The sequence below is a fragment of the Clostridium sp. Marseille-P299 genome (genome assembly GCF_900078195.1).
Lineage (GTDB): Bacteria > Bacillota > Clostridia > Lachnospirales > Lachnospiraceae > Lachnoclostridium.
The window spans coordinates 957,166-974,677 of sequence record NZ_FJVE01000006.1; the positions used below are offsets into that span (position 1 = coordinate 957,166).

Annotated in this window: 15 protein-coding genes; 4 read left to right on the plus strand and 11 right to left on the minus strand. The window is 33.7% G+C overall.

Translation table 11 applies throughout. The features are described 5' to 3' along the window. Nucleotides 1-6: 6 nt before the first annotated feature. The 3 genes from BN4220_RS08180 to rho all read right to left on the minus strand — a co-directional run bounded on the left by BN4220_RS08180 (nucleotide 7) and on the right by rho (nucleotide 3,445). A complete protein-coding gene (locus BN4220_RS08180; protein WP_082812220.1) occupies nucleotides 7-1,308 on the minus strand; it encodes a DUF1385 domain-containing protein in 1,302 nt (433 codons plus the stop codon). 99 nt (nucleotides 1,309-1,407) lie between these two features. Next, nucleotides 1,408-1,614 (minus strand): 50S ribosomal protein L31, encoded by a 207-nt coding sequence (rpmE, locus tag BN4220_RS08185; protein WP_066715385.1) that lies wholly within the window; start codon nucleotides 1,612-1,614, stop codon nucleotides 1,408-1,410. Nucleotides 1,615-1,732: 118 nt separating this feature from the next. Beyond that, a complete protein-coding gene (gene rho / locus BN4220_RS08190) occupies nucleotides 1,733-3,445 on the minus strand; it encodes a transcription termination factor Rho (RefSeq protein ID WP_066715386.1) in 1,713 nt (570 codons plus the stop codon). Nucleotides 3,446-3,828: 383 nt separating this feature from the next. On the opposite strand from rho, the gene BN4220_RS08195 reads away from it, so the two are divergent. The 4 genes from BN4220_RS08195 to BN4220_RS08210 are packed head-to-tail and all read left to right on the plus strand — an operon-like array spanning nucleotide 3,829 to nucleotide 6,902. Further along, on the plus strand, nucleotides 3,829-4,977 hold the full coding sequence (locus BN4220_RS08195; protein ID WP_066715387.1) for an NAD(P)-dependent malic enzyme: 1,149 nt from the start codon (nucleotides 3,829-3,831) through the stop codon (nucleotides 4,975-4,977). Continuing rightward, a complete protein-coding gene (locus BN4220_RS08200) occupies nucleotides 4,938-5,918 on the plus strand; it encodes a TIGR01212 family radical SAM protein (protein WP_347477065.1) in 981 nt (326 codons plus the stop codon). Before BN4220_RS08195 ends, BN4220_RS08200 begins: the two co-directional genes overlap by 40 nt. Then, nucleotides 5,919-6,443, plus strand: a complete 525-nt coding sequence (locus BN4220_RS08205; RefSeq protein WP_066715389.1) for a DUF4364 family protein — start codon at nucleotides 5,919-5,921, stop codon at nucleotides 6,441-6,443. 39 nt (nucleotides 6,444-6,482) lie between these two features. Then, nucleotides 6,483-6,902: an HIT family protein gene (locus BN4220_RS08210; RefSeq protein ID WP_066715390.1), complete on the plus strand. Its 420-nt coding sequence runs from the start codon at nucleotides 6,483-6,485 to the stop codon at nucleotides 6,900-6,902. Between the two features lie 185 nt (nucleotides 6,903-7,087). On the opposite strand, the gene BN4220_RS08215 is transcribed toward BN4220_RS08210, so the two are convergent. The 8 genes from BN4220_RS08215 to BN4220_RS08250 all read right to left on the minus strand — a co-directional run bounded on the left by BN4220_RS08215 (nucleotide 7,088) and on the right by BN4220_RS08250 (nucleotide 17,093). Continuing rightward, nucleotides 7,088-8,398 carry an LCP family protein gene (locus tag BN4220_RS08215; RefSeq protein ID WP_066715391.1) on the minus strand — a complete coding sequence of 437 codons (1,311 nt, stop codon included), beginning with the start codon at nucleotides 8,396-8,398 and terminating at the stop codon, nucleotides 7,088-7,090. Between the two features lie 14 nt (nucleotides 8,399-8,412). Next, nucleotides 8,413-9,015, minus strand: coding sequence for a ribosome biogenesis GTP-binding protein YihA/YsxC (gene yihA, locus BN4220_RS08220; protein ID WP_066715392.1), 603 nt, complete (start codon nucleotides 9,013-9,015; stop codon nucleotides 8,413-8,415). 41 nt (nucleotides 9,016-9,056) lie between these two features. Next, nucleotides 9,057-11,369 carry an endopeptidase La gene (lon, locus tag BN4220_RS08225; RefSeq protein WP_347477066.1) on the minus strand — a complete coding sequence of 771 codons (2,313 nt, stop codon included), beginning with the start codon at nucleotides 11,367-11,369 and terminating at the stop codon, nucleotides 9,057-9,059. A 141-nt stretch (nucleotides 11,370-11,510) separates the two neighbouring features. Beyond that, a complete protein-coding gene (clpX, locus tag BN4220_RS08230; protein ID WP_066715393.1) occupies nucleotides 11,511-12,815 on the minus strand; it encodes an ATP-dependent Clp protease ATP-binding subunit ClpX in 1,305 nt (434 codons plus the stop codon). 127 nt (nucleotides 12,816-12,942) lie between these two features. Next, nucleotides 12,943-13,524 (minus strand): ATP-dependent Clp endopeptidase proteolytic subunit ClpP, encoded by a 582-nt coding sequence (gene clpP, locus BN4220_RS08235; RefSeq protein WP_066715394.1) that lies wholly within the window; start codon nucleotides 13,522-13,524, stop codon nucleotides 12,943-12,945. A 103-nt stretch (nucleotides 13,525-13,627) separates the two neighbouring features. Then, entirely contained in the window at nucleotides 13,628-14,914 is a 1,287-nt protein-coding gene (tig, locus tag BN4220_RS08240; RefSeq protein WP_066715395.1) for a trigger factor, read from the minus strand. A 321-nt stretch (nucleotides 14,915-15,235) separates the two neighbouring features. Further along, nucleotides 15,236-16,582 (minus strand): phosphoglucosamine mutase, encoded by a 1,347-nt coding sequence (glmM, locus tag BN4220_RS08245; protein ID WP_066715396.1) that lies wholly within the window; start codon nucleotides 16,580-16,582, stop codon nucleotides 15,236-15,238. 283 nt (nucleotides 16,583-16,865) lie between these two features. Beyond that, nucleotides 16,866-17,093: an alpha/beta-type small acid-soluble spore protein gene (locus BN4220_RS08250; protein WP_066715397.1), complete on the minus strand. Its 228-nt coding sequence runs from the start codon at nucleotides 17,091-17,093 to the stop codon at nucleotides 16,866-16,868. Nucleotides 17,094-17,512 lie beyond the last annotated feature (419 nt).

Consider the following 17,512-nt stretch of genomic DNA (forward strand, 5'->3'; position numbering starts at 1 on the left):
TACTCCCTAATTTGATGCATCTTCGTTCGAAAAAACAAAATACTTATCAAGAGCTCTTAAAATCAAATCATCTTCTTCCTCCGTTGGCTCTAGGGAAGAAGAAACTTCCAATGATGAATTTCTAACACTTTCTTCTGCAATTCGAACTTTTTCTTTTAAACTATCTTGTTTTTGTTTTGCTAAAACACTAGAATCGATTTCTGTGTCATCTAATATCATATCAAGACTTTCTAATTCATCTTCCAAATCATTCTTGTTTAATGTTTGCTGATTAGAATCAGTTGTCTTGTTTGTTTCCTTGGTTAACGTTTCCTTTGTGGAGGCTTTTTTCGTTACCGCACTTTTCTCTTCTGTCTTATTCTTATTATTTTTCTTATTTTTCTTGTTTCTAACCGACTTCTTAGGAGCATTTTCTTCTAAATAAGCTCTCCAGTCAAACACAGCTTCTACAGACTGTATTGCAACTTCTATCATTTTATCATCTGGTTCTTTTGTTGTCAGTTTTTGCATCCATAAACCTGGTTTACTAAGTATATCCACAATTTTAGAATCGCTACGACCTGCTAGCTTTAAAAATTCATAAGATACACCGGCAATTACAGGAACCAAAATCAAACGTAAAAGTAAACGAAGCCAAGGAGCTTCTACACGTATAAACATAAAGAAAATAATACTAATAAACATAACAATTAACATAAAACTAGTACCACAACGCTTGTGCTGTACTGGCTGACGTTTTACATTTTTAACGGTTAATTCATAACCTTGTTCAATACAATTTATAGTTTTATGTTCCGCACCATGGTACATAAAAACTCGTTTTATATCTTTCATTTGTGAAATTGCAATCACATAACCAACAAATAATGCAATACGAATGAGACCTTCAAATAATGATAAAATCGTTTGAGAATCTATTTTCTTACCTAAAAATTGAGATGCATAATATGGCAAAACTATAAATACACCTACGGCAAGTAATACTGATGTAAATACGATTAAAAAATTTGAAAATCCTTCCCCTGATTTTTTGGATTCTGTTTCTTTCTTTATCTCTTCTTCCTCTTCATAAAAACTTGCTGAGAAAGTTAAGGTTTTAATTCCTATCATTAAAGATTCGATAAAAGCAACTACTCCTCTTACAATTGGTAGTTTTAAAAATGGGTACTTTTCGCTTGCGCCTTTAAATTCCTTCGTATCTACTGCAATATCTCCGTCAGGCTTACGCACAGCAACAGCGTATTGATTTTTATTCTTCATCATTACGCCTTCAAGTACGGCCTGTCCACCTATTCCAGATGATTTCATACTCAGATCCCCTTTTCACGATTGACATTTTTTTACAATTTAAAAATAGGTTGAGATTATACACCTCAACCTGATTTTGTCTCTTTATTGTCAATAAACCTAATTGTTGCTAATACCATACTTACGATTGAACTTATCAATAGCGCCACGTGCTGCAGCAGCCTTTTGTTGTCCAGTGTAGAAAGAATGGCATTTGGAGCATACTTCAACATGGATTTCTTCCTTTGTTGAACCAGTTACAAATTCATTTCCACAGTTACAGGTAACCTTAGCTTGATAATATTTTGGTTGAATTGCTTCTTGCATGATTTTCACCTCTCTATATCCCATTTCTATGATAGTTCATTCGATTACTCGAACAAAACTTTTTCATTCAAATAAACAGCTTTTTCATTATAACATAGACAGCCTTTTTTTGCAATACCTAAAAAACGATTTTTGTCTTTTTAATAAGCTCTATAAATTCATTATTTGTCTTTGTTTGTAAAAATAATTGAATAATTCTCTCTACAGCATCATCCGACTTCATACTATTAAAGGCTTTTCGCATTAAATAATTTGCTTCCACTTCAGCACCTGTAAGTAATAAATCATCACGTCTTGTACTAGATTTTGGCAAATCAATTGCAGGGAAAATTCTTTTTTCTGATAAACTTCGATCTAATACAAGTTCCATATTACCAGTTCCCTTAAATTCTTCAAAAACAACGTCATCCATACGGCTTCCAGTTTCAACAAGAGCTGTTGCTAAAATTGTTAAACTTCCGCCTTCTCTCATATTTCTTGCAGCACCAAAAAACTTCTTTGGCATATGAAGAGCTGCTGGATCAAGACCTCCAGATAATGTTCTACCACTGGCTTGTACTGTAAGATTATACGCTCTTGCAAGTCTTGTTATACTATCTAATAAGATTACAACATCTTTTTTATGTTCAACTAAACGCTTAGCACGTTCAATAACCATCTCGGATACTCTTTTGTGATTTTCTGGCAATTCGTCAAAGGTGGAATAAATAACTTCAACATTTGTTCCTTCGATAGATTCTTTGATGTCGGTAACTTCTTCAGGACGTTCATCAATTAATAGAATAATTAGATGCATTTCTGGATGATTTTTTGTTATTGCCTTAGCAATCTGCTTTAATAACGTCGTCTTTCCTGCCTTTGGCTGGGAAACTATCATACCTCTTTGTCCTTTTCCAATTGGAGAAATTAAATCTACCATTCTCATAGCAACGCCACATCCAGGTGTTTCTAAATGGATTCTCTCATTTGGAAAAATTGGAGTTAAATCTTCAAATTTCTTTCTTTTAACAGCATCCGATGGATGTAATCCATTGATACTCTTTACATATAAAAGTGCACTAAACTTTTCATTTTGATTTTTTATTCTAGTATTTCCAACAATGATATCTCCTGTTTTTAGATTAAATCTTCGAATCTGCGCAGGGGATACATATACGTCATTTTCACCAGGAAGGAAATTATCACAACGAATAAAACCATATCCATCACTTAGCACCTCTAGGATGCCTTCTTTGGTTTCTCCTGAATCCAATTGTTCCATATCAACTGTATTGGAATTTCTCGAATTTTCCCTATTTCTATCATTGCTCTCCGTTCTAATATTATCAACTCTTGTAACAGCTTCCTCATGTTTTTTGTTGTTATCCCTACTTGAATAATCCTCACGTCGAGACATATCTGTTCTATGATTCATTTCTCTTTTGTTCTTATCCTCATATCTATTTGTTTCATCGCTCTTTTTCAATCCATGCATCTTATTAGATTCTTCATGTTTGCTTTCTGCTTTGTCTTTACTTACATCCTCAGCTTTATTTATATCAACTTGTTTACCACGAACCATTTGCTTATTATTTACTTCACTTGATTGGGGCTCCTCTTGCTTTTTACCTGATTCTTTTATATTTACACCTTCCCCTATGGTGTGATGTTCCTGTTTATTTAGATTTTCTTTTCCACTAACTTCTATAGAAGCCTCAGAATCTACATCATCTGCTTTAATTAATATATCTATTAATTCTTGCTTCCGTAACGTGGATAAATTTTTAATGCCTCTTTCTTTTGCTAAAGCCTTTAAACTACTTAATGGCATATCATGATACATATTATTCATAGACATACTCCTTCAATATAAAATGTTTTTTCTGAGGATTGATAATCGGAATTGATTTAGAATTGATATAGGGTCAACATAATGTCTGCAGTGCATTCTAGTAATACGAATACTAAAATAATATAGACTACTACTTATATTTCATGATTGTTCCGAATAAACTATTGTCAAAAATTGTTTTAGAACTTCTGATATGCTTCATTATACACTATATATATAAGAAAAAAAAGAGTTTTTTGATTTCGGGCCAAATTTACTATAAATAGAACAAATTAAAAGCTACACTTAGATTCTTGCTTGATTTACCCACTTCATAGTGTTATTATTAATTCGATTACTACTTGGCCAAATAAATTGCGCTAATACCATTAGGAGGATATCATATGACACTAAGTGAAAGAGCATTACAGTTACATGAAGAGTGGCATGGAAAGTTGAGTACAACTGCAAAATGTGAAGTGAAATCTAGAGAAGATTTATCACTTGCATATACCCCTGGTGTAGCTGAGCCTTGTAAGGTCATAGCCAATGACCCAGAAGCTGCATATAAATACACAATTAAATCAAATACAGTAGCTGTTGTTAGTGATGGTAGCGCAGTTCTTGGACTTGGAAATATTGGTGCAAAAGCTGCAATGCCTGTAATGGAGGGTAAATGTGTTTTATTTAAAGAATTTGGTGGCGTTAATGCCTTTCCAATTTGCTTAGATACACAAGATACGGAAGAAATTATTAAAACCATCGTAAATATCGCACCAGCATTTGGTGGTATTAATTTAGAAGATATTTCAGCTCCACGATGCTTTGAAATAGAAAATAGGTTAAAGGAACTTCTAGATATTCCTGTTTTTCATGACGATCAACATGGTACTGCAATCGTAGTTCTTGCAGGTGTGATTAACGCACTTAAAGTTACAAACAAGAAAAAAGAAGATTGCAAAGTTGTCGTAAATGGCGCTGGTTCAGCCGGTATTGCCATTTCGAAACTATTATTACAATATGGCTTTAAAAATCTAATCCTTTGCGACAAAGTTGGTATCCTATCAAAAGATACGAAAGACCTTAATTACATGCAACGGGAAATGATGGAAGTCACAAATCCTTTGAACGAAGCGGGAACTTTAAGTGACGCCCTTGTAGGTGCAGATATCTTTATTGGTGTTTCTGCTCCAAACATCGTTACCCCTGAGATGGTTTCTAAAATGAACAAAGACTCCATTCTTTTTGCAATGGCAAACCCTGTACCTGAGATTCTACCTGATCTTGCAAAATCTGCTGGTGCAAAGGTTGTAGGCACTGGCCGAAGTGATTTTCCAAATCAAGTGAATAATGTAATTGCATTCCCAGGTATTTTTAAAGGTGCCTTAGAAGGTCGAGCATCTAAGATCACAGATGAAATGAAGCTAGCTGCTGCAGTTGCAATCGCTAATTTAGTAAGTGAGGACGAATTAAATGAAGATTTTATTCTTCCAGAAGCCTTTGATGAACGAGTATGCGAAGTAGTAAGCAATGCAGTAAAGGCTTTGATATAATTATGACTATGTGGAATGATAAACGATACCACTCACTTGACTATTACCTTAAGGAGACATTTGGTTTTAAGGTGTATAAGCTATCATTAAATGGTGGTATGACTTGTCCAAATCGTGATGGTACCCTTGGAATGAACGGTTGTATTTTTTGTTCTTCCGGTGGTTCTGGTGACTTTGCTACGAATTCTCTAGATTCAATTACCACACAAATTGAATCAGCAAAAGCACTTGTAAGAAATAAAATGGACCACGGGGCATATATTGCATACTTTCAAGCATATACAAATACCTATGCTCCTGTTAGTTATTTACGAAAAATCTTTTATGAGGCTATAGAAAATCCTGAAATTGTGGCATTATCAATCGCTACAAGACCAGATTGCCTTCCAGAGGAAGTTCTATCTTTATTAGATGAATTAAATCAAATAAAGCCTGTATGGGTGGAGCTTGGCTTACAAACAACGAAAGAAGAAACAGCCAATTTTATTAATCGTGGCTATCCACTCTCAATATTTAACACAGCGGTAGAGCAATTGCGTAAAAGAAATATTAGTGTAATCGTGCATATCATCCTTGGTCTGCCATATGAGACGAAAGAGGATATGCTTACAAGCGTTTCTTACGTTAGTAACCTAGATATCCAGGGAATAAAACTACAATTAATGCATGTGCTAAAGGGTACGAAACTAGAGCAAGTTTATAAAACACACCCTGAAGCATTTCGTATGTTAAATATTGAAGATTATGTCGATACTCTTATTGATTGTATAGAACGAATTCCAAGTAATATTGTGATTCATAGAATTACTGGAGATGGGCCAAAAAAAATACTACTAGCACCATTATGGAGTAGTGATAAAAAACGAGTATTAAACACGATTCATCATGAATTAAAAAAACGAAATACGTATCAAGGAATACTATGTGAAAGGGGAACTTAAATGCAAGCGGAAACACTTATGCTTTATAAGTTAATCGTATTATATATTTTAGATAAAGTAGACTTTCCGTTAACCAATGGGCAGTTAACCAACTTTATTTTAGAAAAGGAATATACCAATTACTTTAATATTCAACAAACGATTAATGAATTAGTAGACGATCAGTATATTTCCTCTGAAACCATACGCAACAGTTCCCTCTATCAAATCACAGATAGTGGTCGCGAGACCTTATCTTTCTTTAGCAATACAATTTCTTCCGTCATTCGTGAAGAAATTGAGGAATACCTAAAGATTCATAAATACAGCTTAAGAGAAGAAGTTTCTAGTTTGGCAGATTACTACGAAGCTAAAAAAGACGAGTACATTGCTCACCTTCGAGTTATGGAACGTGATAGTGCCATCATTGATTTAAAACTATCTGTTCCAACAGAAAAGGAAGCCAACCTTATCTGCTCAAATTGGAAGAATAAAAGCTCTGACATTTATGCTTATGTTATCTCTTCTCTCCTTGCTGATAACTAAAATTTTATACGCCGCTACTTACGGCAGAAAGAGGTAACTATGTTTGATGAAAATTGTTCCTATTGCGCAGAAGGCGCACTTGTTGAGAAATTTGGTATTAAAATCTGTGAATTACCTGCAACAAAATTATATCTTTTTAAAGAACAAAGCCACAAAGGCAGATGCATCGTTGCAAGTAAATTTCATGTAAGTGAGATGACTGAATTATCAGATGAAGAAAGAAATGCATTTTTTGCTGATGTAAATCATGTAGCAAAGGCAATCCATGCAGCATTTCATCCAGATAAAGTGAACTATGGTGCTTATGGAGATACTGGACACCATTTACATTTCCACCTTGTACCAAAGTACAAAGACGAATTTGAATGGGGCGGAACATTTGCAATGGATCCAAAACAGCTTACATTAAGTGATGCTGAATATGATGAAATAATTAAAGCATTAAAAGAACAATTATAAGAATATCTAAAAAAGAGAGACTATTATTTATGATTATTTCCTTGTACAAACAGTTTAATATAAGCTGTTTACATCAGGGATACCATAAAAATAGCCTCTCTTTTATTATTTAATTATAATCAAATAATTTTGTAATAGATTGATATCTATCTGAAGTTTTCTAGACCTTCTATTTTATTGACTCTTTATTGTCCTGTCTCTGACAAGGAATCCAACTGCGTTTCGGCTTCTACATCATCATCAAGATATATAAATTTATATAATTCTTTGATATTCGCTTCCCAATCTAAAACAATTGGATATGTAACCCCATTATATTCACGAGGATCATCAAACAAACCATCTACAGGGATTCTTGTAGTATCTAATGTTGTAATTCCATTCTCAACCAAATGCTCTAAAGCATCTTTAATATCTCTAGCACTGACATTTGTTGTAACAAGGCCTAGACAATCATCTACGATACCTAGCAATTCAAATATACTCTTTGACTTACATTTTTCAAATATCGCATTTAAAACTCTTCTTTGACGAACTGTACGACCATAATCATTATTTGCTCCACCAAGTGTAGCAACTTTTCTTACACGGCAATAACCGAGTGCTTGATTACCATTTAAATGATTCCAACCTTGTTTTACGTATCGATTCGCTGGATTAGAAATATAGTTTGTTGTATTTAAGTAATTTGCTTCTGAAGCACCTAATTCTATATCAATACCACCTAATAAATCAATAATCTTTTCAAAGGAATCAAAATTTACATAGGCATATCCATCTAGTTTTATTTTATAGTTCTGCTCTATGGTTTGCATAAGCAATGAAATACCGCCTTTGGCATAAGCAGAATTTAATTTATTCGGACTAAAACCTGGTATTTCCACATAGGAATCTCGAAGTAGTGAAGTTAATTTAATCGTATTATCTTTTGTATTCAGTGATCCAATCATAATACTATCCGTATTCTTTGCACCACCAATTTCTTCAATACCAAAGATTAAATAGTTTTTTACATATACTTCTTTTCTAACATTGGTAAGACTTCCAGTGTTTAACTCATTTTGCTCTTCACCAGCAATCTTTATCAAGTTACTCATAACATCTTCAAAACTGATTGTAGCATAGGTCTGTACACTCTCGCCCTTATTAACATAGGCTAAGATAATGCGACTTGCTACATCATAAATGATACTTCGACCACCCTTAGTACCAGCAAAGAATCCGATGATTAACATAAAGGATGTAATTGTAATCCCAAATATTTTTAATAACTTAAATGGTAGTTTTTTCTTTGGTGTACCTTTTCTTTTGCGTACTCCAACAGGTTCTGAGATGACTGTTGCCGCAGACTCGGCACAAAATTCTTCATTTACTTGTTGTTTCAATATATCACTGATATCAAATAAATCGTCTGTTTCTCCAGCAAAGAAGTTTAAATCCTGCTCTTCTTCAAATCTTTCTGTAAAGGGGTCCTTCTTTTCATCAAATTCATCCATCCTGAAATCCTCTTCTACTCTTCTTCCATGTTAGGGGTAAGGTGTCCCTCAATACGTGACCATATTTCTTCTAAACCTTGTTTTGAACTAGCCGAAAACGGAATGATTACAGTTTCTTTTTTTGCCCCTAATCCTTCACGAATTATTTTCACTTGTTTGTCTTTTTGGCTTCTATTAATTTTGTCTAATTTTGTTGCAATGATGATTGGTTCAAATCCATTATATACAACCCATTCATACATATCTCGATCATTTGCTGATGGCTCATGACGAATATCGATAAGTAAAAAGATTGCTTTTAACTGTTTTGAGGTTTTTAGATATCTTTCAATCATTTTACCCCATTTTGCTTTTAACTCCAAAGAAACTTTTGCATATCCATATCCAGGAAGGTCTACAAAATATAGACTATCCTGAATATTATAAAAGTTAATTGTCTGTGTTTTTCCTGGTTGTGACGATGTTCTAGCATAAGATTTACGATTCATTAAAGCGTTAATCAAAGAAGATTTTCCAACGTTTGATTTCCCCGCAAATGCAAACTCAGGTTTATCATTTTCGGGTAATACACTTGTAACTCCACAAACAGTTTCTAAATTTACCTTATTGACGTTCATTTTTACCTCCATGCTCTTTTAAATTAAAGTACCACTCTAATTTAAACAAATGCATATTTTAATACTTCTGTCATTGTTTTTACTGGAATAATTGTTATTCCTTCTTTAATTTCAGCTTCAATTTCATCTACATCTTTTTGATTTTTATCTGGTATTAATACAAGCTTAATACCTGCCATCTTAGCCGCTAATAATTTTTCTTTTAACCCGCCAATTGGTAGTACTCTACCCCTAAGCGTAATTTCACCTGTCATTGCAATATCATGGCGAACCTTTTTCTTCGTAATTGCAGAAATCATAGCCGTTGCCATTGTAATACCAGCGGATGGACCATCCTTAGGAACTGCCCCTTCTGGAATATGAATATGGATGTCATGCTTTTTAAAATAATCTTCTTCTATCCCATATTCTTCACTGACAGAACGTATATAGCTTATCCCAGCCTTTGCTGATTCTTTCATAACATCACCTAATTGGCCAGTAAGTTCAAAGCTACCTCTACCACTCATTGTATTGACTTCGATTTGTAAAGTATCACCGCCGACACTCGTCCATGCTAATCCTCTAACAATACCTATTTCGTCTGTTTCATTTGCTTTATCTAAACTAAACTTAGGTTTTCCTAAATAATAATCTAGATTTTTGTCCGTAATCTTATATTTCGTATCCTCTTTTTCTAGTATATCCTTCGCTACTTTCCTACATACTTCGCCGATTCTTCTTTCTAAATTACGTACACCAGCTTCTCTTGTATAACGGAGTATAATATTTTCCAGCGCAGACTTTGAAATACTAATCTGCTCTTTTTTAAGTCCGTTCTTTGAAATCTGTTTCTTCACAAGATAATCTTTTGCAATGTGTAGCTTCTCATTTGCAGTGTAAGAGCTCACTTCAATAATTTCCATTCGATCAAGCAATGGTCTTGGTATTGTTTGAAGTGAATTCGCGGTAGCCACAAACAATACATTAGAAAGATCAATTGGTAATTCTACATAGTGATCTACAAACTTATTATTTTGCTCTCCATCAAGCACTTCTAGAAGTGCAGCTGCCGTATCTCCTTTATAATCAGATCCAACTTTATCTATTTCATCAAGTAGCATTAAAGGATTTTTCACTTTCGCATTTATTAATCCTTTGGCGATTCTACCAGGAAGGGCCCCAACATAAGTTCTTCTATGTCCACGTATTTCAGCCTCATCCCTTACTCCGCCAAGACTAATTCTAATATATTCCTTTTGTAATGCTTTTGCTAATGATTTCGCAATGGATGTCTTACCCGTACCAGGAGGGCCTACCAAACAAAGAATTGGACTATCCGCATCCTTCTTTAATTGTCTTACTGCTAAAAATTCTAAAATTCTCTCTTTTACCTTAGTAAGTCCGTAATGCTCTTGATCTAGAATTTTTCTTGCTTGTTTTATATCATTTCTATCTTCACTCATCTTATCCCATGGTAGTGATAATAATGTTTCGATATATGTTCTGGATACTGCACTTTCAGAGGAACTGCCTGCAACATTTTTATAACGTTCAATTTCTTTAAAAATAGACTCTTTAATTTCATCGGATGCAACAAGGTTTTTCGCTTTATTCATAAATTCTTCTGCATCGGATATTGAATTACTTTCGCCGAGCTCTTCACGAATCACTTTTAATTGCTCTCGCAATATGTAGTCTTTCTGATTCTTGTCTACTTTATCCTTTACCTTCCCTTGAAGTTCTTTCCTAATACGAATAATCTCGATTTCATTCGTTAAGATTACAAGCAATCGCTCATAACGTTCCATAAGGGTCGTTGCAGCTAAGATATCCTGCTTTTCTTCCAGCGACATAGGTATATAAATCGATAACTGCTCCACCATTTTTTCTAATTCATGGATGGATTGTAACTGATTCACTACATCTACGTTTATACTTGTATTTTCTTTTAGGTAGACCTCTAAAATGTCCTTTAAGCTACGAATCATAGCCTCTTCTTCATTTTTATATAATTCATCGCTGTCGGTAATACATGGTGAAATGATACCTGTTAAGAATGGTTCCGATGATGTTATTTCATTCAGAATGGCCGCTTCTTCACCAACTACTAAGACACGCATTACATTACCAGGAAGTTTAATTAACTGTTTAATTAAGGCGATGGTTCCTACTTCAAACAGATCTTCTTTGGTTGGTTCTTCTATGCTATCATCCTTTTGAGCTACTAAAAATATTCGCTCACCAGACATCATAGCTTCTTCCACAGCTTTCATACTGAACTTTCTATTTATATCAAAATGAATCAACATTCCGGGCATTACCGCCATGTTTTTTATGGCCACGACTGGCATTTGTCTCGTATATTCACTCACTTAATTTCCTCCATTCTGTACCTAGTTGATTACATCTAATATAGTTTTTTATTTTATACGATCATGTACTCCGTGCTTTTCAATGTCTATAAAGAAAAAAAATCTGTCAGCTTCAACTTCTGTATCCGCTGACAGACAATACTAGGCAATCTCGTTGTTGCTCTTTTTCATTGTTCTTTTTTGTGCCGGTTTTCTTTGACCACCATCATCAGAACAAATTAACTTTGGTTCTGCCGTGCCCTGTGCAGCTTCTTTTGTAATTATGCACTTTAGAACACTAGTATCCGTTGGAACTTTATACATAGTATCCATCATGACAGATTCCATAATTGCTCTAAGTCCTCTCGCACCGGTTTTACGTTCATAGGAACGTTTTGCTATTTCATATAAAGCATCTTCTTCAAATTCAAGTTCAACGCCATCTAATTCAAATAGCTTCTTATATTGTTTTATAATAGCATTACGTGGTTCTGTTAAAATACGAACCAATGCTTTCTCATCCAATAAATCAAGTGCTACATTCACTGGTACACGACCAACAAACTCTGGAATCATACCAAATTTGATTAAATCCTGTGGAAGTACTTTTCTAAATAAATCACCGATATTAACATTTTGTCCTAGGGTAATATCAGAATTAAAGCCAATTACCTTTTGACCAGTTCTCGCTTCCACAATTTTATCTAATCCATCAAACGCACCACCACAAATAAATAAAATATTCGTAGTATCAATTTGGATAAATTCTTGATGTGGATGCTTTCTACCACCTTGAGGTGGTACACTTGCAACGGTTCCTTCTAATATCTTAAGCAAAGCCTGTTGTACACCTTCACCAGAAACATCCCTAGTGATTGATGTATTTTCAGATTTTCTTGTTATCTTATCTATTTCATCAATATAGATGATACCATATTGCGCTCTCTCAACATCATAATCTGCTGCCTGAATTATTTTTAGTAAAATATTCTCAACATCTTCACCAACATAACCAGCTTCTGTAAGTGCAGTTGCATCTGCAATTGCAAATGGTACATTAAGTATCTTCGCCAATGTCTGTGCAACGTATGTCTTACCAGAACCTGTTGGACCAATCATTAAAATATTACTTTTTTGTAATTCAACATCTAAATCTTTTTCAGATAATACTCTCTTATAATGATTGTAAACGGATACAGCAAGTACTTTTTTAGCATCATCCTGCCCGATAACGTATTGATCTAAGAACTCTTTAATTTCTGCAGGCTTTAACAAATTAATGCCATTATTGTTCTCTACGACATCATCATCTTCAAATTCTTCTTCGACAATCTCATAGCAAAGCTCAATACACTCATCACAGATGTAAACATCATTAGGGCCAGCTAATAACTTACGTACCTGCTCCTGAGACTTACCGCAGAAAGAACAACGTAGTTGTTTTCTTTCATCTGTTCTATTTGCCAATAAATTCACCTCACTTTATCTAATACCTACATTATTTTCTAACAACAAATATAAAATACAACAGTTTTATCATAAGATATGTTGTATTTTATATTTTATTGCCAGAACTTCTATAGTAACTTAATTATTATTTGCTTGTAATAACACTATCAATGATACCATATTGAAGTGCTTCTTCCGCTGACATATAATGATCTCTTTCTGTGTCAACTTCAATAATATCGATTGGTTTTCCAGTGTTTTCAGCTAAGATACGGTTTAACTTTTTCTTAGTCTTTAATATATTTTCAGCTACAATTTGGATATCAGTTGCTTGACCTCTAGCGCCGCCAGATGGTTGATGAATCATAACTTCTGCATTTGGAAGAGCATATCTTTTTCCTTTTGCACCACCAGCTAATAAGAAAGCTCCCATACTAGCTGCCATACCAATACAAGTTGTTGAAACATCACATTTGATATAGTTCATTGTATCATAAATTGCCATACCAGCAGTTACAGAACCACCTGGGCTATTAATATAAAGATTAATATCCTTACCTGGATCTTCTGCTTCAAGGAATAATAATTGAGCAACAATTACACTTGCACTAACATCAGTTACTTCTTCCCCAAGGAAAATAATTCTATCTTTTAATAGTCTAGAGTAGATATCATAAGATCTTTCTCCCCTACTTGTTTGTTCAATAACATATGGAACTAAACTCATAACTTATCCCTCACCTTTCTTTAAAATACAAGGCCTAACATTGTATGTTATTCCCAATCATTTATTGCATAATAGGCTGTTGCTAAGCAACAGCCTGATGAAATTAAACTTCTTTTGCTTCACTAGCAACAAGATCAATTGCTTTTTGAACAGCAATATCCATAGACATTGCTTCTTTTTCTTTATCTCCAATTAAGTCTTTTAACTTATCTACTTCCATTTGGTAAGCAGCTGCCATATCTGCGAATTGTTTATCAATTTCTTCTTCAGATACAGTGATGTTTTCAGCCTTAACAACAGCCTCTAATACTAATCTACTTTGAATTCTCTTTAATGCCTGTGGTTCAAGTGTTTCTAAGAATCCATTTGCATTCATTCCAGTGAACTGGAAGTATTGTTCTAAGGATAAACCTTGCATTTGTAATCTTTGAGCAAATTCTTCTGCCATTTGACGTTTTTGAGTAGCAACCATTGCATCTGGAACATCCATTGTTGCATTTTCAATTAACTTATCAACAACTGCATCTTCTTTTGCAGTCTTAGCAGCTTTTTCTTTTCTCTCTAATACTGTTTTCTTAATATCTTCTTTGTATTCAGCAAGTGTATCAAATTCAGATACGTCTTGAGCGAAATCATCATCAAGTGCTGGTAATTCTTTTTCTTTAATTTCTTTAATCTTAACTTTAAATAAAGCAGGCTTTCCAGCTAAGCTCTTAACTTGGTATTCTTCTGGGAAAGTAACGTTAACTTCAACGTCTTCACCAATGTTTTTACCAATTAATTGTTCTTCGAAAGTGTCAATAAAGGAATGAGAACCAATTACTAAGGAGTAATCTTCACCCTTGCCACCATCAAATGCAACACCATCTACGAAACCTTCAAAATCGATTACAGCGATGTCTTTGTCTGCTACTGGTCTATCTTCAATTGTAATCATTCTAGAATTTTGTTCTCTAACTTTTTCAAGTTCAGCGTTAACTTCTTCTTCAGTTACTTCTACAACTGTCTTTTCTACTTCAATTCCTTTATATTCACCAAGTGTTACTTCTGGTTTTACAGCTACTGTTGCTGTAAAGATAAAAGGCTTTCCTTTTTCAATCTGTTCTACATCGATATCAGGTCTTGAAACGATATCAAGTTTGCTTTCTTCAGCAGCTTTTTCATATGCTTCAGGAATAATTTCATTTGCAGCATCTTCATAGAAAACACCAACGCCATACATTTTTTCAATAACAGCTCTTGGAGCCTTTCCTTTACGGAATCCTTGTACATTAAGCTTATTCTTATTTTTTTGATAAGCCTTTTCTAATGCAACTTCAAATTCCTCTGCTGTAGCTTCTATTGTAAGCTTTGTCATGTTTTTTCCTAAATCTTCCACCTTGTAACTCATTTGTTAAGTCCTCCTTAAATATTGTAAAGTATATGCATCCTTCATATACCACACTTTCTATAAAAACATGCGTTTTCATGTATCAGGTGTATTTATTACACCATCCACCTGACTCTTGGAACATCTTTCTTCCTAAATCATTAGTTTTTACACTTTATATGCATAAAGTGCAGAACGCAGTTTGACATTGGTATATTATATCACGTAGTTTCTACAAAATCTATAACTTTTTTATGAAATGACTATAAATTCGCCTATTCCAGCACTTTATACTAATTTTACCATCAAAAACTATAATCTATACAATTGTAAATTATTTAATTATATTTGTACATGTCCTTTTTCATCTAAGACACGAATTACTTTATTTACATTTTCTGTACATAATTCATCAGTTTTTGCTTCCACCATAACACGTAAAACTGGTTCTGTACCACTCTCACGAACGAGAATTCTTCCTTCTTCTCCAAGTGTATTTTCAACTTCCTTAACAGCCTTTTGAACATCAACGTCCTCTCTTGCTGTCTTTTTATCTTTCACACGAACATTTTTTAAGAGTTGAGGATATACTTGTATTTCTTTTAGTAATTCAGATATCTTTGTTTTACTCTCAAGCATTACTTCCATGATTTTTAAAGAAGTTAATACGCCATCTCCAGTAGTTGCATGTTTGCTAAAAATAATATGACCAGATTGCTCCCCACCTATAGCGTGATTATTTTTAATCATATTTTCACATACATATTTATCTCCAACTGCTGTCTTCTCATATAAAATCCCCTTTTTATCAAGGGCTTTATATAATCCTAGGTTAGACATAATGGTTGTAACTATTGTATTATTTGGTAACTCCCCTTTTTCTTTCATATATGTTCCACATAAATATAAGATCAAATCACCATCTACTACGTTACCTAAATCATCTACTGCAAGACAACGATCCGCATCTCCATCGTATGCAAAACCGATATCTAACTGATTTTCAACTACAAATTTTTGTAACTTTTCTATATGTGTAGATCCACAATTTTCATTGATATTCGTACCATCTGGTTCACTACTCATCGTATATGTTTTTGCACCAAGTGCATCAAAAACTCCTTTTGCAACAGTGGTTGCTGAACCATTCGCTAAATCAAGACCAACTCTTACTTCTTTAAAAGAGCGAGTTGCTAAAGATATTAAGTATCCGATATATCTATTTCTACCAATACTATAATCAACGGTTCGACCAATATTCTCACGAGTGGCAAATGGAACTTCTTCATGTACCCCATCAATATAAGATTCTATTAATTCTTCAACATCATTCTCTAGTTTATATCCACTTCCATTAATTACCTTGATTCCATTATCATAATATGGATTATGACTTGCAGATATCATAATACCACAATCAAAATCTTCTGTTCTTACTACATAGGACACACTTGGTGTTGGAGTAACATGTAATAAATAAACATCTGCCCCACTTGCAGTTAATCCTGCTACCAAAGAATATTCAAACATATAACTAGATCTTCTTGTATCTTTTCCAATTACTATTTTTGCTTTATGTTCTCTTCCGTAATACCATCCTAAAAATCTTCCAACCTTATATGCATGCTCCACGGTTAAATCAATATTAGCTTCTCCCCTGAAGCCATCTGTACCAAAATACTTACCCATGTGATTACTCCTATATCCTTTCAAGTCATTATATGCTTCACATACCGATTATTGTAACATATTTATTCTTAGATGAAAATGATTAATTATTGTTATCTTTCATCAAGAATAATAAATCTTGTGGCGTATTCTTGCAACTACGCACTGTCATAAAATTAAGAAAGAGAGCTATTACATAGTAGCTCATTCAATGTTTATTGAATATTGCAACTACTATGCAACTGCTCTCTCGTTTAGATTATAATAGAATCATAGCAAGGCTTGTATCTTCTACTTTAACGTATTAGACACTTGTTCCGCTGGAACCAGACATTGATTCTTCTTGTCTTTTAATCATCTGTCTAACCATTTCACCACCAACAGAACCATTCTGTGCACTTGTTAAGTTACCATTGTAACCTTGTTTTAGTGGTACTCCAAGTTCAGATGCAACTTCCATCTTAAAACGGTTTAATGCTTCCTTCGCTTGTGGTACTTCTACTCTGTTAGAACCTGTGTTGTTACTTGCCATTACGTTCACCTCCGTGAGTCTGTATAGTTTTTGAATAATATCCATTTTGTTAGGATTATCCTGTAATAATACTAGGATATATTATTCTTTTTTTTTCGATAAGCGCTTACTTGACAACACTTATCGAAAAAACATTTAAACGTACTGTTATAATTCCAAACACGGTGGATAGAATAACATATTATAGAATTTTTCTCTCATGATAAAGCGTATTATGCGGCATAACTAGCCATTTTGCTTAAACGTTTCGAGAAAATCGCATTGCGATACTATAATGAATACGAAATAAACTATTTTAATGAAAGTTTTGTTTTTCTTCACTTATCTTGGTATTATTATTACCTTTGATATAAATAATATTATGGTAAGTTTTAGTATTTAGGGCTATTCTTCTTTATCGTTTCATATATATGAAACAT